Source organism: Actinoallomurus bryophytorum, assembly GCF_006716425.1.
Lineage (GTDB): Bacteria > Actinomycetota > Actinomycetes > Streptosporangiales > Streptosporangiaceae > Actinoallomurus > Actinoallomurus bryophytorum.
On record NZ_VFOZ01000001.1, the window covers coordinates 6,529,269 to 6,553,426 of the forward strand.

At 71.4% G+C, this 24,158-nt stretch carries 19 protein-coding genes; 15 read left to right on the forward strand and 4 right to left on the reverse strand.

Annotated features, from left to right (window positions below):
- Nucleotides 1-185: 185 nt before the first annotated feature.
- From FB559_RS30500 to FB559_RS30510, 3 genes are all read left to right on the forward strand, one after another.
- A complete protein-coding gene (locus FB559_RS30500) occupies nucleotides 186-1,514 on the forward strand; it encodes an aspartate aminotransferase family protein (RefSeq protein ID WP_141960060.1) in 1,329 nt (442 codons plus the stop codon).
- A 53-nt stretch (nucleotides 1,515-1,567) separates the two neighbouring features.
- Complete coding sequence (locus FB559_RS30505) at nucleotides 1,568-2,380, forward strand: class I SAM-dependent methyltransferase (RefSeq protein ID WP_141960062.1); 813 nt, start codon at nucleotides 1,568-1,570, stop codon at nucleotides 2,378-2,380.
- Nucleotides 2,381-2,447: 67 nt separating this feature from the next.
- Nucleotides 2,448-3,428, forward strand: coding sequence for a glutathione S-transferase family protein (locus FB559_RS30510; RefSeq protein ID WP_141960064.1), 981 nt, complete (start codon nucleotides 2,448-2,450; stop codon nucleotides 3,426-3,428).
- Between the two features lie 27 nt (nucleotides 3,429-3,455).
- Here FB559_RS30510 and FB559_RS30515 read toward each other — a convergent pair whose 3' ends face one another.
- The 4 genes from FB559_RS30515 to FB559_RS30530 all read right to left on the reverse strand — a co-directional run bounded on the left by FB559_RS30515 (nucleotide 3,456) and on the right by FB559_RS30530 (nucleotide 8,698).
- Nucleotides 3,456-5,117 (reverse strand): RecQ family ATP-dependent DNA helicase, encoded by a 1,662-nt coding sequence (locus tag FB559_RS30515; RefSeq protein ID WP_141960067.1) that lies wholly within the window; start codon nucleotides 5,115-5,117, stop codon nucleotides 3,456-3,458.
- Between the two features lie 222 nt (nucleotides 5,118-5,339).
- Nucleotides 5,340-6,818 carry an NADH-quinone oxidoreductase subunit NuoF family protein gene (locus FB559_RS30520; RefSeq protein ID WP_141960069.1) on the reverse strand — a complete coding sequence of 493 codons (1,479 nt, stop codon included), beginning with the start codon at nucleotides 6,816-6,818 and terminating at the stop codon, nucleotides 5,340-5,342.
- On the reverse strand, nucleotides 6,815-7,606 hold the full coding sequence (locus FB559_RS30525) for a hypothetical protein (RefSeq protein WP_141960071.1): 792 nt from the start codon (nucleotides 7,604-7,606) through the stop codon (nucleotides 6,815-6,817). Before FB559_RS30525 ends, FB559_RS30520 begins: the two co-directional genes overlap by 4 nt.
- 762 nt (nucleotides 7,607-8,368) lie before the next feature.
- Nucleotides 8,369-8,698: a hypothetical protein gene (locus FB559_RS30530; RefSeq protein WP_141960073.1), complete on the reverse strand. Its 330-nt coding sequence runs from the start codon at nucleotides 8,696-8,698 to the stop codon at nucleotides 8,369-8,371.
- Here FB559_RS30530 and FB559_RS30535 point away from each other — a divergent pair.
- The 12 genes from FB559_RS30535 to FB559_RS30590 all read left to right on the forward strand — a co-directional run bounded on the left by FB559_RS30535 (nucleotide 8,697) and on the right by FB559_RS30590 (nucleotide 24,132).
- Nucleotides 8,697-9,161 carry an RICIN domain-containing protein gene (locus tag FB559_RS30535; protein ID WP_141960074.1) on the forward strand — a complete coding sequence of 155 codons (465 nt, stop codon included), beginning with the start codon at nucleotides 8,697-8,699 and terminating at the stop codon, nucleotides 9,159-9,161. The genes FB559_RS30530 and FB559_RS30535 overlap by 2 nt on opposite strands.
- Nucleotides 9,162-9,284: 123 nt before the next feature.
- Entirely contained in the window at nucleotides 9,285-10,493 is a 1,209-nt protein-coding gene (locus FB559_RS30540) for an ROK family transcriptional regulator (protein ID WP_141960076.1), read from the forward strand.
- Nucleotides 10,494-10,615: 122 nt separating this feature from the next.
- Entirely contained in the window at nucleotides 10,616-11,956 is a 1,341-nt protein-coding gene (locus FB559_RS30545; RefSeq protein ID WP_185792467.1) for an ABC transporter substrate-binding protein, read from the forward strand.
- 2 nt (nucleotides 11,957-11,958) lie between these two features.
- A complete protein-coding gene (locus FB559_RS30550; RefSeq protein ID WP_141960080.1) occupies nucleotides 11,959-12,960 on the forward strand; it encodes a carbohydrate ABC transporter permease in 1,002 nt (333 codons plus the stop codon).
- Nucleotides 12,957-13,817 carry a carbohydrate ABC transporter permease gene (locus tag FB559_RS30555; RefSeq protein ID WP_141960081.1) on the forward strand — a complete coding sequence of 287 codons (861 nt, stop codon included), beginning with the start codon at nucleotides 12,957-12,959 and terminating at the stop codon, nucleotides 13,815-13,817. The genes FB559_RS30550 and FB559_RS30555 overlap by 4 nt, the downstream gene beginning before the upstream one ends.
- Before the next feature lie 29 nt (nucleotides 13,818-13,846).
- Nucleotides 13,847-15,124, forward strand: a complete 1,278-nt coding sequence (locus tag FB559_RS30560) for a 6-phospho-beta-glucosidase (RefSeq protein WP_141960083.1) — start codon at nucleotides 13,847-13,849, stop codon at nucleotides 15,122-15,124.
- Nucleotides 15,117-16,145, forward strand: coding sequence for an N-acetylglucosamine kinase (locus FB559_RS30565; protein WP_141960085.1), 1,029 nt, complete (start codon nucleotides 15,117-15,119; stop codon nucleotides 16,143-16,145). Before FB559_RS30560 ends, FB559_RS30565 begins: the two co-directional genes overlap by 8 nt.
- 309 nt (nucleotides 16,146-16,454) lie before the next feature.
- The gene (locus tag FB559_RS30570) at nucleotides 16,455-19,241 is read left to right on the forward strand and encodes an ATP-binding protein (protein WP_141960087.1); all 2,787 of its coding nucleotides are present in this window, start codon (nucleotides 16,455-16,457) and stop codon (nucleotides 19,239-19,241) included.
- A gap of 102 nt (nucleotides 19,242-19,343) precedes the next feature.
- Nucleotides 19,344-19,709: a WXG100 family type VII secretion target gene (locus FB559_RS30575; protein ID WP_141960089.1), complete on the forward strand. Its 366-nt coding sequence runs from the start codon at nucleotides 19,344-19,346 to the stop codon at nucleotides 19,707-19,709.
- Between the two features lie 27 nt (nucleotides 19,710-19,736).
- Nucleotides 19,737-20,051, forward strand: coding sequence for a WXG100 family type VII secretion target (locus FB559_RS30580; protein WP_141960091.1), 315 nt, complete (start codon nucleotides 19,737-19,739; stop codon nucleotides 20,049-20,051).
- Nucleotides 20,052-20,054: 3 nt separating this feature from the next.
- On the forward strand, nucleotides 20,055-21,413 hold the full coding sequence (locus tag FB559_RS30585; protein ID WP_141960093.1) for an EsaB/YukD family protein: 1,359 nt from the start codon (nucleotides 20,055-20,057) through the stop codon (nucleotides 21,411-21,413).
- A gap of 4 nt (nucleotides 21,414-21,417) precedes the next feature.
- A complete protein-coding gene (locus FB559_RS30590) occupies nucleotides 21,418-24,132 on the forward strand; it encodes a right-handed parallel beta-helix repeat-containing protein (protein WP_221640245.1) in 2,715 nt (904 codons plus the stop codon).
- Nucleotides 24,133-24,158: the final 26 nt, after the last annotated feature.

Here is a 24,158-nt window from a genome sequence, read left to right on the forward strand (position 1 = left end):
GAAGCGATCCTGAGGTGCTCCGCCATGGCGTGTCAAGAGGCATATGTGCGAGGTCACACCCTGATTCGACCCTTGACATGGAATGGCTTTCCATGAAGGCTTCGGGCGGAACCACGGCCGCGACACGGTGCCCGCCGCGACGGTGGCCACGCATGTGCCGGGCACCTCGATTTGGGGGCCTGTACATGACATCCGCGGATCTCGCCGGCGACTCCTCGACCGGCGCCAAGCTGCTCACAGCCGCCCGCGAGGTGATCCCCGGCGGCGTCAACTCGGCGACACGCCTGGTCGGCGCGCCGCACGCTCTCACCGGGGCGTCGGGCGCCTACGTGACCGACGCGGACGGCCGTCGCTATCTCGACTACCACGCCGCGTTCGGCGCGATCCTGCTCGGCCACAGCGCACCGGAGGTCGACGATCCGGTGCGAGCGGCCATCGGCGGCATCGACCTCGTCGGCTGGGGCGTGACCGAGCCGGAGATCGATCTGGCCAGGCTGGTCGTCGAGATGATCCCGTCGGCGGAGCAGATGATCTCCGCGATGAGCGGGAGTGAGGCCGTCGCGCAGGCGGTGCGGCTGGCGCGTGCGGTCACGGACCGGCCGCTGATCCTGAAGTTCCAGGGCGGCTTCCACGGATGGCAGGACGCCGTGGCGCGCAACGTCATCTCCTCGGCCGAGAGCGCGTACGGGCTCGACCCGCTGTCGCGCGGCATCCTCGACGGCGCGCTCGACGCCACCGTCATCGCCGAGTTCAACGACCTCGACTCGGTGCGCGAGCTGTACGACCGGTACCCGGAACGCATCGCCGCGGTGATCCTGGAGCCGATCCCGCACAACGTGGGCGCGCTCCTGCCCGACGCGGCGTTCATCGAGGGCCTGCGGACGATCACCTCCGAGCAGGGGTCACTGCTCGTCTTCGACGAGGTCATCACCGGCTTCCGGCACGCGCTGGGCGGCTACCAGCAGATCTGCGGCGTACGGCCGGACCTCACCACCTTCGGCAAGGCGATGGGCAACGGCTACCCCATCGCCGGGCTGGCCGGGCCGCGCGGCCTCATGGAGCGCTTCAGCTCGGCCGGCGGCGACGTCCTGCTCGCCGGCACCTTCAACGGCAACCCGGTCTCCTCGGCCGCCGGCATCGCCACCATCAATTACCTGCGCGACCACCCGGAGTTCTACGAGCGCACGTACGCGCTCGGCGACCGCATCCGCTCCGGACTGGGCGCCATCGCCGGCGAGCTCGGCATCCACGCCGTCCCGGCCGGCTTCGGCGGCGTCTTCGCGCTGTACTTCGCCGAAGGTCCCATCCGCGGCTACCGCGACCTGCTCCGCGACAACGACGAGGCGTACATCGCGTTCCACCGCCGGATGACCGACCGCGGGTTCCTGATGCTGCCCCTGGCGCTCAAGCGCAACCACATCTCCGCCGCCCACACCGAGGCCGACATCGACCGCACCCTGGAGGCCGCCCGCGACGTGCTGCGAAGCATCCGCGATGACGGCCTGCTGCGCTGACGCGGCCGGGAAATCGGGATGCGTCTTCGGCCCGGCTCGACGACAATCCCTTAATGGAGCCACTCACGGTCGCGCCGGAGATCATCGAGTTCTACACCACGGGCTATGACGAGGCGAGCCGGCTGTCCACCAAGGCGCACGGCCTGCTGGAGAAGATCCGCACCCAGGAACTCCTGCGGCGCCACCTGCCGGAGCCGCCGGCCGAGGTGCTCGACGTCGGGGGAGGCCCGGGCGCGCACGCCCGGTGGCTGGCGGCGGACGGATACCGGGTGCACCTGGTCGATCCGGTCGAGCGTCACCTGGAGGAGGCGGCCGCGACCGGAGCGTGCAGTGTCGAACTTGGTGACGCGCGGCGACTCACCGCCTCCGACGCCTCGTACGACGTGGTGCTCCTGCTGGGGCCGCTGTACCACCTCACCGACCCGGCCGAACGCCTCCAGGCCCTCCGCGAGGCGCGGCGGTCGGTACGACCGGGCGGTCTGGTGGCGGTGGCCGCGATCAGCCGGAACGCGGCGCTGCTGGAGAAGGCCGCGCTCGGCCGGCTCGACGGGCCGACCCGCTCCAGAGTCGACTCCATCCTCGCCACCGGTCACCACGATCCGACGTTCGGATTCACCACCGCCTACTTCCATACGGTCGGAGGACTACGTGCCGAGATGAGCGACGCGGGCTTGGCCGATGTCTCGGTCTCAGGGGTCGAAGGCCCCGTGTGGCCGTCGCTGATGGCGCTCCAAGCCCATACCGGCGACACCCTCGCCGACTCCGCCCACCTCGCCTCGGCCCTGGCCGCCGCGCGGATGGTGGACTCCGACCCCTCGCTCGTGCCGGCCAGCGCCCACTTCCTCGCCTTCGGGCGGAGGCCGTGAGGGCACGGCCGCAGGCCGTGGCTTACGTTGTTGTCGTCAGCGTGAGTGATCTGCCGGGGAGGGCCCTATGAGTACGCAAGGTGCCGAGTACGTGCGCGACCAGCGTTATCTCACCACCCGCATCACCGCCGACGGCCGTGACGGCTTTCCGGTCGAACCCGGCCGGTACCGCCTCGTGGTCAGCCGGGCGTGCCCGTGGGCCAACCGCAGTGTCATCGTGCGGCGGCTTCTCGGCCTCGAGCCCGTGCTCTCCATGGGCATCTGCGGGCCCACCCACGACGAGCGAAGCTGGACCTTCGACCTCGACCCCGGCGGGCGGGATCCCGTCCTCGGCATCGAGCGCCTCCAGGAGGCGTTCCTGGCACGCGACCCGGACTATCCGCTCGGGATCACCGTGCCGGCGATCGTCGACGTCCCCACCGGTCAGGTCGTGACCAACGACTTCGCCCAGATCACCCTCGACCTGTCCACCGAGTGGCGTGAGCACCACCGCGCCGGCGCCCCCGACCTGTATCCGGAAGGGCTCCGCGAGGAGATCGACGAGATCAACGCGGGCGTCTTCGCGGACGTGAACAACGGCGTCTACCAGGCCGGTTTCGCCCGGAGCCAGGGCGCCTACGAGCGCGCCTACCGGCGGCTGTTCGCCCGCCTCGACGCCCTGTCGGAACGCCTCGGCACGCGTCGTTACCTGGTCGGCGACACCATCACCGAGGCCGACATCAGGCTGTTCACCACGCTGGTCCGCTTCGACGCCGTCTACCACGGGCACTTCAAGTGCAACCGCACCAAGCTCACCGAGATGCCCGTGCTCTGGGCGTACGCCCGTGACCTCTACCAGACCCCGGGCTTCGGCGACACGATCGACTTCGCCCAGATCAAGGAGCACTACTACGTCGTCCACCGCGACGTGAACCCCACGGGCATCGTCCCGCTCGGACCGGACACGTCCGGCTGGACCACCGCGCACCACCGGGAGGAGCTGGGCGGCCGGCCCTTCGGCGAGGGGACTCCGCCCGGCCCGGTCGCTCCGGGGGAGGCGGTCGCCTGACGCACGCCTCCCCCGGCGGGAGGCCGGTCAGGACTTCCCGGCGGTGGCCAGGGTCAGGAGCTCGTCGCGCTGGACGGCGTCCAGGGACAGCGTCTTGTAGCCGATCTCGTCGAAGAGAACGGTGATCCGGTCGGGTTCGGCGCGCATGACCGTGCCGGGACCCCACGAGGCGTGCATCACCTCGGCGTGCATCGGGAAGGGCCCGTCGTTCTCGGCCTGCGCGACGGGGCCCGCGGTGCAGCCGTCGCAGTTGCCGCAGTTACCGGGATAGGGCTCGCCGAAGTACTCCAGCAGGTAGCGGCGGCGGCAGCCGGTGGTCTCGGCGTAGCCGCGCATCATGTCGATGCGCGAGTCGTCCACCTTGCGGCGGCTGGTGTCGAGCTCGATCGCGTCGGCCACCGCCTCTTCGGGGTCCGGGCCGCGCTCGGCGTACCGGAGCTCTCCCTGGCCGGTCACCTCGACCGCCTCGGCGTGCTGAAGGAGGTTCACCAGGCCGGTCAGCTTGGACGGGCCGACACCCACGGTCTCCCGCAGGGACTTGGCCTTCACCGGGCCGTCGTGCTCGTGGAGGAGCGTGGCGACCTGGCGCAGCTTGGCCTCGTCCGGCTTGCCGCTCGTGAAGAACCGGCGCAGGCCGAGGTCCTCGGAGCGGAAGTACAGCACGGCCTCGGCCGGTTCGCCGTCGCGTCCGGCCCGGCCGATCTCCTGGTAGTAGGAGTCGGGGGACTCGGGCGGCGCGCTGTGCAGGACGTAGCGCACGTTGGGCTTGTCGATCCCCATGCCGAACGCCGAGGTGGCCACGACGACGTCGAGCCCGTCCTCGGCGAACAGGGTGTGCACCCGTTCGCGTTCGGAGGCCTTCATCCCGGCGTGATAGGTCTCGGCGTGCACTCCCGCCGCGACCAGCTCCTTGGTGTACGCCTCGGCGTCGCGGCGGGTCGCCACGTAGACCAGGCCGAGCCCGGAACGCCCGGCCGCGTCCGCGACGAGCGCACGCCGCTTGGTGGACTCCTCCGAATACCGGCGGACGCGCAGGGAGATGTTGGGCCGGTCGAACCCCCGGATGACCTGCCGTACGTCGCGGAGGCCGAGCGCCGCCACGATGTCCTCGCGTACGGGGGGCGCCGCCGTCGCGGTCAGCGCGATCACCGGAGGGTGCCCGAGGCGTTCGATGACCTGGCCGAGCTGGAGATAGTCGGGCCGGAAGTCGTGTCCCCACGAGGAGACGCAGTGCGCCTCGTCGATGGCGATCAGCGAGGGCCGTGCCGCGGCGAGCCGGTCCACCATCTCGGGCTTGGCGAGCTGCTCGGGGGACAGGAAGATGTACTCCGCCTTGCCGGCGTGGATCTGCTCCAGCGAGTCGCGGCTCGAGCCGGCGGACTGCGCGGAGTTGACGACGACGGCGCCGCCCGCCTTCCGCTCCGCGAGCGAGAGCATCTGGTCCCGCTGCAGGGCGATCAACGGTGAGATCACGATGGTCGGGCCGTCGAGGAGCTGGGCGGGGATCTGGTAGACGGCGGACTTGCCGCTGCCGGTCGGCATCACGACAAGGACGTCGTGCCCCCGCAGCAGGAACTCCATCGCCTCGCTCTGACCGGGCCGCAGCTCCCGCCAGTCGAAGACCTCCTTGGCGACCCGGCGGATCTTCCGCCGCCCGCCGATACGTGCCCAACCGTCGCGTATGCCCATTAACGCCTCCTCGGTGGGCGCACGTTACCCGGAACGTCCGGGCTTAGTCCCACTTCGTCAGGCTTGATCATCTCGACTCGGCCGGACGACGGTCCAATCGGTACCGGCACGAGGTGGAATCGGCGTCACCGGCCTGGCCAACGGCGCGCGAACATGCCGGGCGCTTGCCCGTCTCCGCGAACCGCCGGGGGCGTTGGCGGCGCGCGGCGATCGCCTCGCGCGTCAGCCGGCCTCGCCGAGGCGCAGTGCCAGGGCGGGGCACTTCTCGACCGCCTCCTGCGCCTCCGCGACGAGCGCTCCGGGTACGTCCGCGTCCTCGATGATCGGATAGCCGTTCTCGTCCAGCCGGACCAGGCCGGGGGCCAGCTGCCCGCACAGGCCGTGCGCCGCGCAGCGCGTCCAGTCGACCTCCAGCCGGAGGCTGTGCGTCTCGTCCTGCGGCAACGGCGGGTCGTCACGGACGACGGGCAGCAGCCCGCGCACCGGGCGGCCGCAGGTGCCGCTCGCGAGATGCGTCTCCACGTCATCGGCGAATGTGGTGAGCGCCGAGCTGACGAATCGGATCGCGCCGTCCGGATGATTGCACGCGCCACGGCCCGGCACCGTCTGGGCGCCGTGCTGTACGGCCGCCAGGGCCTCGGCACCCTGCTCGCCCGAGGCGAGCAGGCCGAGTGCCTGGGCCAGCGCGGGCAGGCCCAGCCGGCAGGGACCGCACTGCCCCGACGACTCGGCGCCCAGGTAGGCCGCGACCCGCGCGACCTCCCCGAGCGGGCAGACCTCCGGGCTCAGCGGCAGGATGAGGCCCGCACCCAGGAAGCCGCCGGCCCTCTTGAGGTCCGTACGTGACACCTGCGCGGACTCCGCGGCGGCGGGGGAGAGCCACTTGCCGTGATATCCGCCGATGAGCACGCCCTGGCCGACATCGGTACCGCAGAGGTCGAGCACCTGCACGAGCGGCACACCGGTCGGCGTCTCGACGACGCACGGTTGCCCACTCGGGCCCCAGACCGTGAGGAGGACGGTCCCCGGTTCCTCGGGCGTACCGACGGAGGCGTAACGGTCCGGGCCGAGTTCGGACAGGAGCGCGAGCTGGGCGAAGGTCTCGGCGTTGGACAGGAGCGTGGGCAGCCCGTCCACGCCGTTGTCCGAGGTCCTCACCTTGCGGCCGGGCGGCAGCGGAAGGCCGCCGTTGACACAGTTGACGAGCGCCCCGCTCTCGCCGGTCACGAAGCGTTCGGGCAGCGACACGACGCGGACGAAGGCGCCGAGCCGGCTCTCGGTGACGGCGTTCCGTATGGACTGCCGGGCCTGTCCCCGGTCGGTCACCGCGATCACGGCCTCGCGGGCGCCCAGCGCACGCGCGGCGAGCATCGCGCCGTCCAGGATCAGATGCGGAGTGTGTGCCAGCAGGAAGTGGTCCTTGGTGCTGGCGGGTTCGCCCTCGGTGGCGTTGACCAGCACCACGGTCTGGCTGCCGCGAGCGTGTGCCGCCGAGGCGACCGCGGTCATCTTCCGCGCGAACGGGAACGCCGCCCCGCCGCGCCCCCGCAGATCCACCTTGGTCGCGACGGCGAGCAGTTCTTCCAGGCTCACCGTCTGGAAGGCGCCGTGTATCGCCTGATGAGCGGCCCAGTCGACCCGGGGCAGACGGTCGAGCCCGGACAGGAGACGCACCGGGCCGAGATACGCGAAGTCCGTCATCGACGATCACCCGGCCGCCCGGCCGGGGGGACCGGCGCCTCGTACCTTTCATCGGACGTGCTCGTGTGCGGTCCGCCAAGGGGCGCGACCACCAGGTCCAACGCACCGGAGGACTGCGCCGCGATCATGCGCCGCTCATGCGCCAGGCGCGGGAGGCGGCTCGCCACCGCCAGCAGGACGAGTGCGGCGGCGATGGCGTAGCTCACGACCACCCATGGCTTCGCGGCACGGCCGGCCAGGAGTCCGTGCAGGAGCGCGAGGGGCCACATCAGGTACGCGAGTACGTGGACGGACCGCCACACCCATGGCCGCCGGCTGGCGGCGAAGCGGGCCCGCATCAGGCCGGTGACGAGCACGAGGATCAGGAGGTCACCGGCGATGGTCCCGAGCCCGACGTAGACGACCCGGCCGTGCCCCCCGTAGAAGGGCACGAAGGCGTCCAGGATCGTCGCGTGCCCCTCCGTGATCTTCAAAAGGACGTGGACCACGAGGAAACCGGCCGCCAGCAGCGTCGTCGTCCGGTGTGTGGACTGGATGAGGAGGCGGAACCGTATGGGCACGACACGCTCCGAGGCGGCGACGCCCGACAGGAACCCCTCTGTCAGCGCGAGCAGGGCGAACACCCCGGCGACGTACTCCAGGAGATCGCGCAGGCGCGAGACCGCGCCGGGATCGGGCCGCGCGACCGCCAAGGCCGCCAGTCCTCCGGCCAGGAGGAGCAGCGCGATCACCACGCGGCGTACCCGGCGCACCGGATCGCGGGGACGCTCCGCGTCATGGACGGTCATCGTGGCCCCCTGGACAGGAGAGCACGGCAGGAGCCGGGATCAGGCTTTCTTCGAGTGAGGATCGGGGTAATGATTTGCGCTCATATCGGCCGGGCATCTGGTTTCCTCCTGGTGGATCTGGCGCGATGCAAAACGAATTCACCTGAGTGTATGAGACTCCGGTGATTGGTTGAAAGGGTGCCGCCTGATCTCGTCCGAGAACGCCGGTGAAATCGCCGGTGTACCACGGGCCAAGAGACCGGCGAGGCCGGGGTTCGAGGCCGCGTGCGGCGCCCGGGTGCGGACGGCCGGACCGGCTCGCGCCCTCCGCCGACGCCCTGACCAGGGGATTCTTATCTTTCCCATATTAAATCTCGAGATTGTGAACCCTTCGTGCCCCGGGCGCCGTGTTCAGTACACGGCGATTCCAGGAGGGGCGGGATCGCTGCAATCGTACGACGGTCGATCCGGTCGTGTATGCGGAGGAGATTCATCTGAGGGAATGCGGTGCACGGGCCTACTTATGGTTTTGGCCGAAAACGAATGGCCGAGGCCTCGCCGGATAATGCGCAATTGATGGCGGAGCGAAGGTGGATCATGTGACTCCGAATTCAGCCGGTCGATCGGTGTTACGGAGATGAGTGAGCGCGCCACCGGGTCACGGGTCCGGCACGCCACGCTGCTGCCCAGGGTCGGCGCCATGGCCGGGGCCGGGGTGCTCTCCCCTGAGCCGGTTCACATGCCGCCCGTGTCAGGGGGAAGGGAGACCGGCCCCCGCGCGGCTCACCGTGACCGCGGTGACCAGGAGCGGCCGGAGCGACCACGGACAGGGGAGCGCCGGTCCGGGTCGCTGCCTGTGCTGCTGAAGGTGGCGGTGGTCGTTCTGGTGGCCGCGCCCTTCGCCGTGACGCTGATGTCGTCGCGGGGGTTCTTCGGTCGCAACATGTCGAACTCGGGCAGGTCCGATGACGGCCGGCCGAGCGCGCGGCGTCCGGCGGCGCCCGCACCGGCACCCAGCCGGGCGAGCCGTGCACCGATGCCGACACCGACACGGACGCCGACGCCCACGCCACGGGCGAGCGCCAGCCCGTCGCCGTCATCGTCGGGAGCCATGGGTGTCAAGCCGCCAGCGAAGAATCCCTCGCCGCGGCCTCCGGTCGAACCCCCGGCGCCCCGTGCGACGTCGCGCGCACTCACCCGTGAACTGGTGAGCTTCGCGTCCGGCCGGTGCATCGATGTGCCCGGTGGGAAGGCCAGGGACGGCACGCCCTTGCAGATCCGGGACTGTACCGGCGGCGCGCGGCAGCGGTGGACGTTCGAGCCCGGTGGCTCGGTGCGCGCCCTCGGCATGTGCATGGACGTCGCGTGGGGATCCGACGAGGACGGCGCGGTCGTCCAGCTGGCACGCTGCAACGGTGGCTCGGCACAGCAGTTCGTGCTGTACACGGACGGCGACCTGGTGAACGCCGGCTCGGGCAAGTGCGTGGACGTGACGGACATGGAGACGGCGAACGGCACCCGTCTCCAGCAGTGGACCTGCGGCGGCACGTCGAACCAGGAGTGGAGCGCCACCTGAGGTGACGCCCGGTCCGGCGACCGTGGTTCAGCGATATCACCGATCTTGATTCCGGACAGCGGCAGGCGTATAAGTAAACAACTTTCTTTCTTACAGATCGATGCAGGCTGAGAGGTCGCCGACGTGGCTCACCGGTATCCGGCAGGACCTCAGCGCCTGCTGCGCCTGCTCAACGGGCGCGCGGTGCTGGAGGCGATCGACCGGGCCGGTCACCCGGTCACCACCACCGACCTCGCCGGCCGGATCAAGCTGTCCCGCCCGACGGTGGCCGCCGCCGTCGGGCTGCTGCTGGAGCGCGGCGTGATCAGTGAGGCGGGGCCGGTGACCGGCCGCAAGGGGCCGGCACCGGCGCTGTACCAGGTCAACGCCGACTGCGCCTTCGCGATCGGTGTGGACGTGGGGCACAAGCGGATCCGCGCCGCCGTCGCGGACGTGACCGGTCACGTACGTGCGCGGGCCGAACAGGAGGGCCGGCCGGACCGTGACGCGCTCGTCGCGCGGATCGTCGCGATGTGCGAGGACCTGGCCGGGCAGGTGGGACTGGCCCTGGGGGACATCACCCAGGTCGTGATGGGCCTGCCGGCCGTGGTCGGCGCGGACGGCCGCACCCTGTCGTACGCGGCCGGGCTGCCTGACGCCGGAAGCGGGCTCGGCGTCGCACTCGCTCGCGGTGTGCCGGTGCCGCTGGTCCTGGAGAACGACGTGAACCTCGCGGCGCTGGCCGAGCGCACGCACGGGCGCGGCGAGGAGGTCGACGACTTCGTCCTGGTCAGCCTCGGCGTCGGTCTCGGCCTGGGCCTGGTCGTCGACGGGCGCGTACGCCGGGGGGCGACCGGCGTGGCGGGGGAGGCGGGCTACCTGCCGAGCGACCGCATGATCGCGCCTGCCGGGCAACGCCGCGACCTGGTGCAGGAGCACCTGGGCGCGCGGTACATCAGCACCGAGGCGCGCCGCCTCGGGCTGCCCGGCGACGGCAGCCCGCGTACCGTCTTCGACCTGGCACGCGGGGGAGACGCGGGCGCGGCGCGGATCGTCGACGACACCGCCCGCAGCATCGCGTACGTGGTGGCGTGCGTGGTCCCCCTGATCGACCCCGCCCTGATCGTGCTGGGCGGTGCCATCGGCGGCAACGGGGACCTGCTCCTCGCGCCGGTCGCCCGGCATCTCGCCGACTTCAGCACATTCGAACCACGGATCGTCGCGTCCGGCCTCGGGCAGGACGCGGTGCTGATGGGCGCCACGACCATGTCGTCCGAGCTGGCGCGGGAGTCCACGTTCGCCGCCGCGACCGCCCCGAGTGCTCCGGCGGAGGCGCCGCTGTCTCTTTCCTGACGTTTTGCGGCGACGCCGTCTTGCAGGACAGCGCCGCCGCGTGAGGCTCCGTTGCGTTGCAGCGCCCGGAGCGTCCGATCGACCTGTCACCCATGAATGCCATCACCGAGGAAGGACGACCAATGTCCAAAACTATCATCGGGGCCGCGGCCGGCTTGGCGCTGCTGCTGGCCGGCTGTACGTCCACCGGGCCGGACAACTCCCAGCCGGACACCGCGATCTCGGCGGGCGCCTCGCACGCGCCTGCCACGATCAACGTGTGGACCTTCAACCACCTCCCCAACGAGGTGGCCGCCTTCAAGTCGGCGCTGGCCCGGCTGCACACGAAATACCCGTGGCTGACCGTGAACTTCGTGCCCAACAAGGACGACGCGGCGTTCGCGAAGGCGGTGGCGGCCGGCGACCCGCCCGACGTCTTCGTCTCCTCCGCCCCGGACAACGTCGGCAAGTTCTGCTCGAACGGCACGGTCGCCGACCTCGGCCCGTTCCTGTCCTCGGCCAGGGTGAACATGGCCACGACCTTCCCGCCCGCGACCCTCGTCTACACCAAGTACCAGGGCAAGCAGTGCGCGCTGCCGCTGCTGACCGACGCGTACGCGCTGTACTACAACAAGAAGATGTTCGCCGCGGCGGGCATCACCACGCCGCCGAAGACGCTGAGCGAACTCGCCGCCGACGCGAAGAAGCTGACGGTGAAGAAGGCCGACGGCTCCGTCAAGACGTTCGGGTTCGTCTCCCGCTCGGACTACAACGGCAACCGGTACATGTACACCGGGGTGCAGAGCGCCAACAAGTTCTACGGCACCGACGGCAAGGCGACGTTCGGCACCGACCCCAAGTGGCAGCAGCTGCTCCAGTGGGACAAGACCCTCGATGACTCCTACGGCGCCGCGAACGTGCAGAAGTTCGTCGGCCAGTACCAGCCGCACGCGGACGACGCGAGCAACCCGTTCCTGACCGGCGCCGCGGCCATGGAGTACGACGGCGAGTGGCACGTCGGTGAGATCGACGCGGCGAAGAAGGACCTCGACTACGGCGTCGCGCCGATGCCGGTGCTGGACTCCGCCGCGAGCACGTACGGCGCGGGCCTGAGCCTGGGCACCGTCGCCTACCTGCCCGCGGGTTCGAAGCACCGGCAGGAGGGCTTCTTCGCGCTCCAGCAGCTCACCACCGACACGACCTTCCTCAACAGCCTCGCGGACACGGTCGCCAACGTGCCCAGCACGTTCGCGGCGCTGAAGAGCTGGGACAAGGCGAGCGACCCGCACTGGAAGCCGTTCATCGACATGTTCGAGAACCCCGGCTCGTACTACAAGACGCTCAGCGCCTCGGGCGAAGAGGACATGGACACCTGGAAGGCGTTCGTCCTCAGGTACGAGCAGGGCAAGGTCTCCGACCTGCCCGGTGGCCTGGCCGGGATCGCCAAGAAGATCGACGACGCCAACGCGCAGGCGGGACAGTAGGCATGGCGACCGCCGTCGCCCCCGCCGGCGACACCCTCGGCGGGGCGCGGCGACGCCCCGCCACCGGGCGCCGCCGCCGTCGTCCGAGCAGGACCCGCTGGTGGGTCGTGCTGCTCTTCCTGTCCCCGTTCGTGGTCGGGCTCTCGGTCTTCGTGCTGTATCCGGTGGCCGCGACGCTCTACTACTCGCTGACCAACTTCCAGGCCGGCTCGTACCGGCCGGTGAGGTTCGTCGGGCTGAACAACTACCGGACGCTGTTCACCAGGTCAGACGACTTCTGGCTCTCGGTGCGCAACACGCTGTGGATGGTCGTGGTCATGGTGCCGCTCCGCACCGTGTGGGCGATGCTCACCGCCTGGGTGATCACGCGGGTGAAGCGCGGCCGGAACGTCTACCGCACGCTGTACTTCCTGCCGTCGATGGTGCCGGTGGTGGCCGGCGCGCTGTCGTTCATCGTGCTGCTCAACCCGGTCGGGCCGCTGAACCGGCTGCTGGGCCTGTTCGGCGTCGACGGTCCGGGATGGTTCTCCGACCCGGCCTGGTCCAAGCCGAGCCTCGTGCTGATGGCGCTGTGGGTCAGCGGCAACACGATGGTGATCTTCTCCGCCGCCATGCTCGACGTGCCGCGTGAGCTGTACGAAGCGGCCGACCTGGACGGCGCGGGGACGTTCCGCAAGTTCCGCAGCATCACGCTGCCGGCCATCTCACCGGTGATCTACTTCTCGCTGCTCACCGGGCTGATCTACACGTTCCAGTACTTCACCGAGGCGTTCGTCGTGTCCGGCTCGTCGAACGTGGAGTCCTCCAGCAACCAGTTGCTCGGCTACCCGGCGAACTCGCTGCTGTTCTACTCCACGGAGCTGTACCGGCAGGGCTTCTCCTACTTCAAGACCGGATACGCGTCGGCCATGGCCTGGCTGCTGTTCCTTGCCATCTTCGCGGTGACCGTGGTGTTCATCCGCGCGTCGCGCCGCTTCGTGCACTACGCCGGGGGTGGCCGATGACCACGGTGGACCTCACCCGCCGTCCGCTGACCGGCCGCCGGCTGCTGAACAAGATCGCCGAGCACGCGCTGGCCGTGGCGTTCGCGCTGTGCTTCCTGCTGCCGCTGCTGATCAGCGTGCTCACCGCGTTCATGACCCAGCGCCAGGCAGGTACCGGGTCGCTGTGGCCCTCGCCCTGGGACTTCGGCAACTTCGGCCGGGTCTTCCGCGCGATGCCGTTCGGCCGTGACCTGCTCAACACGGTGATGTACGCCGCGCTGGCCACGGTCGGCACGGTCGTCTCCTCGGTGCCCGTGGCGTACGCGCTGTCCCGGCTGCGCTGGCGTGGCCGCGAGGCGTTCTTCATGGTCGTGCTCGCCGCGATGATGCTGCCGGCCCAGGTGACCAGCCTCCCGCTGTACGTCCTCTACTCCCACATCGGATGGGTGGGCACCCTCAAGCCGCTGATCGTCCCGTCGTTCTTCGGCGACGCGTTCAGCATCTTCCTGCTGCGGCAGTTCTTCCTCACCATCCCCGAGGAGCTGACCGAGGCGGCACGAGTGGACGGTGCGGGGGAGCTGCGCATCCTGCTGCGGGTGATGATCCCGATGACCCGGCCGGCGATCGCCGCCGTGGGGCTCTTCGCGTTCCTGTACGCCTGGAACGATTTCTACAACCCGCTCCTCTACACCGGGAACAGCCAGAGCGGGCAGACCCTCGCCGTGGCCCTCACCCAGCTCGCCAAGAGCGGGCACCAGAACGCCTACCAGCTGCAGATGGCCGCCTCGCTGATGTTCCTGCTGCCGGTCCTGGTGCTGTTCTTCCTGGCGCAGAAGGTCTTCGTCGAGGGCATCGCGATGACCGGGATCAAGGGCTGACGGCCGCCGCGCCCCCTAAGGAGTCACCAATGAAGATCACAGTTGTCGGCGGCGGCAGCACGTACACACCCGAGCTGGTCGAGGGCTTCGCCCGGCGCGCGGGCGTGCTGCCGGTGGACGAGCTGGTCCTGTACGACATCAGCCCCGAGCGGCTGCGCGTGGTCGGCGGCCTGGCCGGGCGGATCCTGGCCCGGCACGGGTTCCCCGGCCGGCTGACCACCACCGTCGAACTCGGCCCGGCGCTCGACGGGGCGGACGCGGTGCTGATCCAGCTGCGGGTGGGCGGCCAGGCCGCACGGCTCGTCGACGAGACGCTGCCCAACGAGTTCGGGCTGATCGGCCAGGAGACCACCGGGCCGGGCGGGTTCGCCAAGGCGCTGCGCACGGTGCCGCTGGTGCTGGACATCGCCGAGGAGGTACGCCGCAGGGCCCGGCCCGGCGCGTGGATCGTCGACTTCACCAACCCGGTCGGCATCGTCACGCGCGCGCTGCTGGACGCCGGGCACCGGGCGGTCGGGCTGTGCAACGTGGCGATCAAGTTCCAGCGGGACCTGGCCGTACGCCTGGGCGTCTCGCCGGACCGGGTCCGGCTCGGCCACGCCGGCCTCAACCACCTGTCGTGGATCCGCTCGGTCACCGCCGACGGCGTGGAGCGCCTGCCCGAGCTGCTCGCCGGCGACACGCTCACCGAGCTCGCCGAGCAGGTGCGCGTGCCTGCCGGTCTGCTCCAGGACCTCGGCGCCATCCCGTCGTACTACCTGCACTACTTCTACTGCACCGACCACGAGCTGAGCGGTCAGCTGTCCGGGCCGCACCGTGCCGAACAGGTCCTGGCCATCGAGCGGGAGCTCCTCGCCCTGTATGAGGACCCGGCCCTGGACCGCAAGCCGGAGCTGCTGGAGAGCCGGGGCGGCGCGTACTACAGCGAGGCCGCGGCCGCGCTCGTGACCAGCCTGCTCACCGGGGACGGCGCGCACCACTACGTGGACGTGCGCAACAACGGGGTCGTGGCCGGTCTGCCGGACGAGGCGGTGGTGGAGGTGCCGGCACACGTCGACACCGGCGGTCCCCACCCGGTCCCGGTGCCGCCGCTGCCGCCCGAGATGCTCGGCCTGGTCCAGGCGGTCACCGCGTACGAGACGCTCACCATCGAGGCGGCGCTGACCGGGGACCGGTCGGTGGCCCGGCGGGCGCTCGTGGCCAACCCCCTCGTACGCCAGTGGGAGTCCGCCGCGCCGCTGCTGGACGCGCTGCTGGAGGCGAACCGCGCGTACCTGCCGCGGTTCTCCGGGGACGCCAATGGCTGACCTCGTGGCGGGGGTCGACGGGGGCAACTCCAAGACCGACCTGGTGCTCGCGGACACCGAAGGGCGGCTGTTGGCCTGGGTGCGCGGTGAGGGCACGCGCCCGCACCGTGAGGGCATGGTGGTCACCGCGGAACGGCTCGCCGACCTGATGCGGCGGGCGCTGGACGAGGCCGGCCGCCCGGCCGACCCGGTCGCGGTCGGCGCCTACTTCCTGGCCAACGTGGACGTGCCGGAGGCGGAGCAGGCGGCGCTGCGGCTTCTCTCCGGGCTGGACGTGGCCGAACGCGTCATCGTGCGCAACGACACGCTCGCCATCCTGCGCGCCGGCGCTCCGGCGGGCTGGGGAGTGGCGGTGGTGTCCGGCGCCGGCATCAACGCGGTCGGCGTCCACCCCCACGGCGGGGCGGCCCGCTTCCTGTCGCTCGGCGACATCACGGGTGACTGGGGCGGCGGCATGAGCGTGGCACGTGCGGGGCTGGGCGCCGCCGTACGCGCCGGCGACGGGCGCGGCCCGGCGACCGTGCTGCGGGACGTCCTGCCGACGTGGTTCGGGCTGCCGACGGTGGAGGCCGTTGCCCTGGCCGTCAGCACCGGCGAGATCGCCGTCGCCGAACTTCACGGCCTCGCACCACTGGTGTTCGCGGCCGCGGAGGGCGGTGACACGGTGGCGCGCGAGATCGTCGAACGCCTCGGCGACGAGATCGTCACCATGGTGACCGCCCTCCTGCGCCGGCTGGACCTGCTGGACACGCCGACGCCGGTGGTGCTCGGCGGGGGAACACTGCAGAACGGCCAGGTCCTGCTGCACGACCACATCCGCGTGCGCCTGGCCGGCCAGGCGCCGCTCGCCGAGCCCCGCGTGCTCGACGTGCAGCCGGTCGCGGGCGCGGTGGCGGAGGCGCTGGCGGAGGCCGGAGCCTCCGAGGCCGCCCAGCGGCGGATCCGGTCGGCGATCGCCGTACGGCCGTCTCCGGTGCGGGACGAGCCGGGAGCTCGCCCGGCGAACGAGGCCCGGTCCTGACCGGACGCTTGGGCCAGGGAGGACGTGCCGACGGCGGCTGAGGGCCCGGCATGAGGCCGGCGCGTGGGACAGGCCGCCCGACCATCGCTTGGTGTCCCCCGTGCGAGCTACCTGAAATGTCCTCCAAGAGGTGAAGCGCGATATCCGGTCCACTTCATAGCTTTAATGCCCTGGCCAGGCCGTACGCCCGTTCACGGTCAACACCTGCTTGGAAGGCATGACTATGAGGCTGACCCGCAGTTCTCTCCCCCTCAACTGCGCTGTCCTCGTGCTCACGATCATTGCTCGGGTCCGTCCCTTGGGAGATCAATGATCACGGCCGGTGCGCCCCAGCCCTCACGCCCGTCAGAGTTCTTCTCGCGCACCGCGGAGCTGGCGGCGATCGGCCGGCGGATGCGCGCCGCCGCGGCCGGGCAGGGCGGCACGATGGTGATCTGCGGCGAGGCGGGCATCGGCAAGACGGAACTCCTCGAACGCGTACTGGACCGTGCCGAGGGTCTGCGGCTGGTGCGGGCGGTCGGCCGGGAGTTCGAGAGCGAGCTCCCGTTCACCGGACTGCACGAGCTGTGCCGGCCGCTGCTGACCTGGTTGAAGACACTGCCCGCCCCCCAGCGGACGGCGGTGGAGGTGGCCTTCGCCCTGCGCGACGGCGCGACGCCGGATCGCTTCCGGCTCGGCCTGGCCGTGCTCGGCCTGCTGTCGGCCGCCGCGCGCGAGCAGCCGATCGTCTGTGCCGTCGACGACGCGCAGTGGCTCGACCACGCCTCCGCGCAGGTCCTGGCATTCGTGGCTCGCCGCGTCGAGCACGACCCGGTCATGTTCCTGTTCGCGGTACGCGAGCCGGCCACGCCCGCACTGCTCGGCGGGCTGCCCACGCTCACCCTCACCGGGCTCGGCAACGAGGACGCGCTGGCACTGCTCGCCTCCCAGCTGCGCGCGCCACTGGACGAACGGATCCGCGACCAGATCGTCGCCGAGGCGCGCGGCAACCCGCTGGCCCTGCTCGAGCTTCCACGCAGCGTGAGAACCGCGGAGCTGGCCGGCGGCTTCGGCCTGCCCAAGGCGCTCCCGGTCCCCGCGCGCATCGAGGCCGGGTACCGCGAGCGGCTGGCCGCCCTCCCGGGGGACACCCAGCGGCTGCTCCTGCTGGCGGCCGCCGAGCCCCTCGGCGACCCGGTGCTGTTGTGGCGGGCGGCCGAAGGGCTCGGCGTCGACGCCGCCGCGGCCGCGCCGGCCGAGGCCGCCGATCTGCTCGACATCGGCGTCCGCGTACGGTTCCGGCACCCGCTGGTCCGGTCCGCCGTCTACGACGCGGCGACCCCGGACGACCGCCGCGGCGCACACCGCGCGCTGGCCGAGGTCACCGATCCGCGGGCGGACCCGGACCGCCGGGCGTGGCATCGCGCCCAGTCGGTGCTCGGACCCGACGAGGACATCGCGGCCGAACTGGAGAACGCCGCCGTACGCGCGTCCGCCCGCGGCGGCATGGCCGCGGCGGCCGGCTTCCTCGAGCGCGCCACGGCCCTGACCCCCGACCCCGCCGGCCGGGCCGAACGTGCGTTGACCGCGGCGCGCTTCAAGCACTGGGCCGGTGCGCCCGATGCCGCGACCGACCTGCTGGCCACCGCCAGGATGGGCCCGCTCGACGGACTGCGGCGGGCGCTCGCCGAAGTGTTGACCGCCCAGATCTCCGTCAGCACCGGTGCGAAGGATCCGGCCCCGCTCCTCGACGCGGCGCGGAAGGTCGAGGAACACGACCCGCTGATGGCCCGCGACGTGTACGTCGAGGCCTTTCTCGTCGCCATGCGCGCCGGTCGCCTCGGCGCCGAGGACCTGTTGAACGACACCGCCCACGAGGTGGCGAAGGCACTGGACGCGGCGCCCCTGACCCCGGCGCCCCGCGCGGACCTTCTGCTGCGGGCACTGATCACGCGGGAGACGGACGGCTACGCCGCCGCCGTGCCCGCGATGCGGGACGCGATCGAGGCCTTCCTGGCCGCGGCGAAGGCGCCGAAGCCCAGGTCCCGTTGGCTCTCGATCGTCTCCGGAATGGCGATCGACCTCTGGGACCTGGAGAACTGGCGTGTCATCGCCGAACACCACGTTCGCATCACCCGCCGGAAGGGCGCGCTCATCACCCTGCCGAGCGGGCTGCACTTCCTCGCCGCCGCGCACCTCACCGCCGGCGAGTTCCAGGACGCCGAGGCGCTGGTCGCCGAGGCCAACACGATCGATCCCACCGGAAACCCGGCCGGCCCGCCGTTCGCGGACCTGGCGCTGCGTGCCTGGCGCGGCGACGAGGAGGGCTTCGCCGCGCTGGCCGAGCGGTTCAACGAGACGGCGTACGAGTCCGGCGAGGGCCATCACCTCACGGTGCTCGACGGCACGCGGGCGGTGCTGTACAACGGCATCGGCCGGTACGACGCCGCCTTCGACTGCGCCGCACGTGCGTGCCGGCACGACGAGCTCGGGTTCTCCGCGTTGAACCCGACCGAGTTCATCGAGGCCGCCGCGCGCAGTGGCCGGCAGTTGCAGGCCGGGCAGGTGCTGGCGGAGTTCGTCGCGAGGACCGATGCGAGCGGCACCGACCTGGCCATCGGCCTGCAGCTGAACGCCTGTGCGCTGCTCACCGACGGCGCCGGCGCCGAGGACCTCTACCAGCAGTCCATCCACCGGCTGACCCATACCCGCGCCACGGCCTACCTCGGCCGTTGCCACCTGGTCTACGGGGAGTGGCTGCGCCGGGAGACCCGGCGCGCGGACGCCAAGACCCAGCTGCGCATCGCCTACGAGATGCTGTCGGCGATCGGTGCCGCCGGGTTCGCCGCTCGCGCCGCGCGTGAGCTGTCCGCGTGCGGCGAGCATCCCCACCGTCCCGCCTCCAAGCCGCTCGACCTGCTCACCCCGCAGGAGCTCCAGATCGCCCGCCTCGTCGCGGGCGGCGCCACCTCGAAAGAGGCCGCCGCGCAGCTCTTCCTCAGTCCTCGCACCGTCCACGCGCATCTGCGCAGCATCTTCAAGAAACTCGGCCTCAACTCCCGCCGGCAACTTCACGACCTGCAACTGAGCTCAGGCAATGCCGAGACCGGGAAATAGGCAACGTTGCCGATACAGCGGTGACCTTGTACGGCGAAAGACTCAATTCGTGAATGCCACGCGTCGGCTAACGGGAATGACCTCTGCGAAAGGCGACCCGCCATGGCGGAACCATCGGTGACCGTGGGAGGCGTGACGTACCACGTCACGCCCGAATATCTGGCTCAGGCGTCGACCGACGCCACCAGTGCCGCAGAGCGGATCAAAGGCGAGCTGGACCAGATCAAGACGTACGTCTACAGCCTTGAGGAAGTCTGGAAGGGCATCGCGCACGACCGGTTCGTGGCGCTGATGAGCGAGTACGACATTCTCGCGAACATGCTGCACCAGGCCCTGACTGGAATCGCGAGCGGCCTGCACGGCAACTACATCAACTACCGCGACTCCGAGCAGCAGAACATCACCAACCTGACCTCCATCGAGTCGAACATGCCGGGCGGTCACACGGTGCTGGCCAACCTGACCTGACGTACCACCCGCGGAAGGGAGCAGACCATGGCCGACATCGACGGCTCCGACATCTACGTCGGCGAAGGACTGGGCGCCGCCGGCACCTGGCTCAACGGGCGCGCCGGAGAGATCTCGGAAGACCTGGAGGCCCTGAAGAACAAGCTCGCGCCGTTGCAGGACTCGTGGAACCACAGCCAGGCGGCGACCTACTACCAGGACATGCAGCAGGAGTGGAACATCGCGGCGGAGGGGCTGTTCGGCCCGACCGGCATCCTGGGTGAGATCGCCCAGGCCATGCACGTCAACTGGGGCAACTACACCGATGCCGAGTGGTCGAACATCAAGACCTGGAGGCACTGACCGGTGACCGACGAGCGGTGCCGGATCACGATCGTGGGCGAGCTCAGGAGCGTGGATCTGGCGGTTCCGGCGCGCGCGCCGATCGCGGACTACGTTCCCGCGCTCGCCGGCATGTGCGGACAGGCGGATTCGGACGCCATACCCGCGGCCTGGACACTGGCGCCGGCCGAAGGACGGCCCTTCGAGCCGCACCAGTCGCTGGAGGCCGCCGGGGTTCTCGACGGTACGACGCTCTATCTCCGCGATGTGCTCCAGGGCGAGTCCGACGGCCCGGTCGTCGCCGACATCGCGGAACAGCTCGCCGAGATCGACGACGACGGAATCGCGTGGAACGCCCGTGCGCGGGCGTACACCACAGTCGCACTCGGCCTCCTCATCGTGCTGCTCGCGGCCGGCGCGCTCGGAGCGGGCGACCAGGAAGCGCCCGTACTCGGGCCGGTGCTGTTCGCGACCGGCGTGGCCTCGGCGGTACTCGCCTGGGCGGCCGGGGCGAAGGCGTGGCCGGTGCCGGGACTGCTGCGGCTGGTCATGGCCATGGTGACCTGCCCGCTGCTGGGACTCGCGGCGCTCTCGCTGCCGCTGCACGGGGCGGCGTCGCCGGTCGCGGTCGCGCTGACCGCCTCGATCGGCGCGTTCGTGGCCTATCTGGCGGCCCCGGCGATCGCCACGCTGGTGCTTCAGATCGTCTGCGGTTCGTCGATGGTGCTGACGGTCCTGCTCGCGGTCCTGCACGCGGGCCGGGTGGAGGTCGCGGCCGTGACCGGGGTGGCGATGTTCTTCGCGATCAGCGCGCTGCCGAGGCTCGCGGCGCAGGTCGCGGCGGTACCGCCGGGACCTGCGCAGATGGACGACATCGAGGGCGCGGTACAGCGGGTCCGGCGGCTACTCGTCTTCCTGACCGCGGTGTGCTGCCTCGTGCTGGACGCGTGCCTGGTGGTGCTGAGCGGTTCGGACGACTGGTATGCCTTCGGGCTCACGGTCTGCCTCGGCCTGGCGCTGCTGTGCCGCGCGAGCTCCTCGCGGCTGCGCGCGGTCGTTGCCGCCGTCCTGACCAGCGGCACGGCCGGGCTGACAGCGCTGGCGATCCGCGCCCCCGGCCATGTCTTCGGGCCGCAGAGCCGTCTCGGTGCCCCGGACGCCGCCGGCTGGCTGGCGCCGATGGCGGCGCTCGTGGTCGGCGCGGTCGTGGTCTGGTGTGGCCTGGTGCTGTGTTTCCGCAGCTCGTTGCGGCAGGCCGAGTTCGGCGAGCGGTGGAGCTGGTCGGTCGCCCTGGCGAACTTCCTGGGCGCGGTGAGCGTGCCGCTCGCCGTCGGCGTCTTCGGTGTCTTCGGCGACCTCATACGGGCCGGCGGAAAGATGTGACGCGGTGCTGACGAACAGGACGCACAAACCGTCGCGGGAGCGCGTGGCGCCGGGCAGCTGGGGCGCTCACGCGACGATCGGGGCCGCCATGCGAGCCGCGGCGCCAGGCGCGGTGGTCTCCGTCCTGCCGGGTGTCTACCGGGAGAGCCTCGGGCTGAACCGTGACGTCACGCTGGTGGCCGAGAAGGGCCCGGGCACCGTACGGGTCGTGGGGGTCCGCGGTCCGGCGCTGACCGTGCACGACGGCGCGGTCACCGTGTCCGGGCTGACGTTCGAGGCCGCATCACCGGGTGAGTCGGTCGTCCTGGTCTCCGGCGGCGCTCCCGCCCTGCGCGGCTGCCGGGTTACCGGCGGCCGTCTCGAGGTGACGGGCGACGCGGCCGCAGTGCTGGCGGGATGCACGCTCACCGGCGTCGGCCGCACGGCCGCGCTCCTGACCGGTACGAGCCGTACGGCCCTGGAGGACTGCACCGTACGGTCCGCGGGCGGCGACGGGATCGTCGTGGACGACGAGGCCCGGGCCGTGTGCACCGGCACCGTCGTCGACGGCGCGGGCGCCCGCGGCGTCCACCTGACCGGTTCGGCGCGCGGATCGTTCACCCGGTGCGAGGTGCGCGGCACCGCGGACGTCGCCGTCCACGCGGCGGGCGGCAGCGCACTGGCGCTGATCGACTGCCGGCTCCACGAGACCGGCGCGCAGGGTGTACGGCTCGGAGACAGGGCCGGGCGCCGGGCGGACGACGGCCAGGGCCGGCGGGACGGCGCCTCGGCCGAGGAGCCGCAGAGCTCCCGCGTCCACGCGGTGCTGCTCGTCCGCTGTGAGATCTTCAACACCGCCGCGGCCGGCGTGCTGGCCGAGGACGAGGCGGCGGCGGAGCTGGACGCGTGCCACGTCCACGACACCGGCCGGGCGAGCGTCATCGCCGGTGGGTCCGCCACGCTGCACCTGAAGGACGTACGTGCCGTCGCCGCCCAGGACACCGCGCTCGCGGTCTCCGGCGCCGCGACCGTCACCGCCGACGGCGCGACACTCGCCCGCACCGGCGCGAACGGCCTGTACGCGGACGGGGACGCGCACGTGACGCTCACCGACTGCGAGATCCGCGACACCGCCTACACGGCCGTCCACGCGGTCGGCGGGGCACGTGTCACGCTGGCCGGCTGCCGGATCCACACCACGCCCGAGTACGGCGTACGCGCGTGCGGCCAGGCAGAGCTGGTCATCGGCGATACCGAGGTGCGCGACACCGCGATGGCCGGTGTGTTCGTCGACGGCGGTGACGCGGTGCTGCGCGGCTGCCACATCAGCCGTACGCGGACCGGGGCGAGTCTGCGCACGACGCACCGCCCGCTGCTGGCCGACTGCCGGCTCACCGACATCGACGGAGTCGGCGTGGAGGTCGGCCCCGGCACCGCGGCCCTGGTCGAGAACTGCCGGATCGAGCGCACCGGATCGACCGGGCTGTTCCTCGACGCGGGCAGCGCCGCGCGGATCGACGGGTGCGCGATCGCCGGCGTGGAGGGCAGCGCGGTGTCCGTGGGCGCGGGCGCCCGGCCGCGGGTGCGCGGGCTGAGCATCGAAGGGGCCGCGCACAACGGGCTCTTCGTGACCGAGCACGCGGAGGGGCTTTTCGAGGACCTGCGGATCGCCGGCACCGGGTTCCCCGCGATCTACGTCGAGACGCACGCGGCGCCCGTCGTACGCCGGTGCCTGGTGTCCGGCAGCGACCACGACCTGGTGGTCTGCGAGGGGGCCGAGCCCGTCTTCGAGGAGTGCCGCTCGGAAGGGGTGCGCGAGAGCACCCTCCCGCAGCACGCGCCGAGCGGCCCGGCGCGGGCGGCCTCGCCCGCGCGGCCTGGCGCGGGCCCGGGAGAGGGCGACGAGCCGGAGACGGCCGAGGAGAGGCTCGCACGGCTGCGCGAGGAACTCGACGTGCTCGTGGGCTTGGACGGCGTCAAGCGCGAGGTCGTGAACCTCACCAAGCTGATGCAGATGGTGAAGGTCCGGCAGGAGGCCGGGCTGCCCCCGCCTCCGCTGAGCCGGCATCTGGTGTTCGCGGGCAATCCGGGGACCGGCAAGACGACGGTCGCGCGAGTGTACGGCGGGTTCCTGCACGCGCTGGGCCTGCTGGAGCGCGGGCACCTGGTCGAGGCGGACAGGGGCGATCTGGTCGGCGAGTACGTCGGCCACACCGCGCCCAAGACGCAGGCGGCCTTCCGCAGGGCGCTCGGCGGCGTGCTGTTCATCGACGAGGCCTACTCCCTGGTCCCGCACGGCCAGCCGAACGACTTCGGCCAGGAGGCGATCGCCACGCTGGTCAAGCTCATGGAGGACCATCGGGACGAGGTCGTGGTCATCGTCGCCGGCTACACCGGGGAGATCCGGCGCTTCCTCGACTCCAACGCCGGGCTCGCGTCGCGGTTCACCCGCACGCTGACGTTCGAGGACTACACGTCCGACGAGCTGGTACGGATCGTGCGGTACCACGCCCGCCGGCACGAGTACGAATGCCCGCCGCCGACCCTCGACGCGCTGCGCGCGTTCTTCGAGGGGTTGCCGCGCGGCGACCGATTCGGCAACGGCCGCACCGCACGGCAGGTCTTCCAGCTGATGACCGAACGGCACGCGCAGCGGATCGCCGACGACCTCGAGGTGGAGGGCCCCGGCGACCTGACCACTCTGCTGCCGGGCGACCTGCCGCCCCCCGAGGCGGTGTGAACGCCCCCCGCCCGCACTCCTCACGC

Bases quoted from the DNA above. Each gene is read 5' to 3' on its own strand.
- FB559_RS30500 (WP_141960060.1), top strand. From the start codon at position 186: ATGACATCCGCGGATCTCGCCGGCGACTCCTCGACCGGCGCCAAGCTG.
- FB559_RS30505 (WP_141960062.1), top strand. From the start codon at position 1,568: ATGGAGCCACTCACGGTCGCGCCGGAGATCATCGAGTTCTACACCACG.
- FB559_RS30510 (WP_141960064.1), top strand. From the start codon at position 2,448: ATGAGTACGCAAGGTGCCGAGTACGTGCGCGACCAGCGTTATCTCACC.
- FB559_RS30515 (WP_141960067.1), bottom strand. From the start codon at position 5,117: ATGGGCATACGCGACGGTTGGGCACGTATCGGCGGGCGGCGGAAGATC.
- FB559_RS30520 (WP_141960069.1), bottom strand. From the start codon at position 6,818: ATGACGGACTTCGCGTATCTCGGCCCGGTGCGTCTCCTGTCCGGGCTC.
- FB559_RS30525 (WP_141960071.1), bottom strand. From the start codon at position 7,606: ATGACCGTCCATGACGCGGAGCGTCCCCGCGATCCGGTGCGCCGGGTA.
- FB559_RS30535 (WP_141960074.1), top strand. From the start codon at position 8,697: ATGGGTGTCAAGCCGCCAGCGAAGAATCCCTCGCCGCGGCCTCCGGTC.
- FB559_RS30530 (WP_141960073.1), bottom strand. From the start codon at position 8,698: ATGGCTCCCGACGATGACGGCGACGGGCTGGCGCTCGCCCGTGGCGTG.
- FB559_RS30545 (WP_185792467.1), top strand. From the start codon at position 10,616: ATGTCCAAAACTATCATCGGGGCCGCGGCCGGCTTGGCGCTGCTGCTG.
- FB559_RS30550 (WP_141960080.1), top strand. From the start codon at position 11,959: ATGGCGACCGCCGTCGCCCCCGCCGGCGACACCCTCGGCGGGGCGCGG.
- FB559_RS30555 (WP_141960081.1), top strand. From the start codon at position 12,957: ATGACCACGGTGGACCTCACCCGCCGTCCGCTGACCGGCCGCCGGCTG.
- FB559_RS30560 (WP_141960083.1), top strand. From the start codon at position 13,847: ATGAAGATCACAGTTGTCGGCGGCGGCAGCACGTACACACCCGAGCTG.
- FB559_RS30565 (WP_141960085.1), top strand. From the start codon at position 15,117: ATGGCTGACCTCGTGGCGGGGGTCGACGGGGGCAACTCCAAGACCGAC.
- FB559_RS30570 (WP_141960087.1), top strand. From the start codon at position 16,455: ATGATCACGGCCGGTGCGCCCCAGCCCTCACGCCCGTCAGAGTTCTTC.
- FB559_RS30575 (WP_141960089.1), top strand. From the start codon at position 19,344: ATGGCGGAACCATCGGTGACCGTGGGAGGCGTGACGTACCACGTCACG.
- FB559_RS30580 (WP_141960091.1), top strand. From the start codon at position 19,737: ATGGCCGACATCGACGGCTCCGACATCTACGTCGGCGAAGGACTGGGC.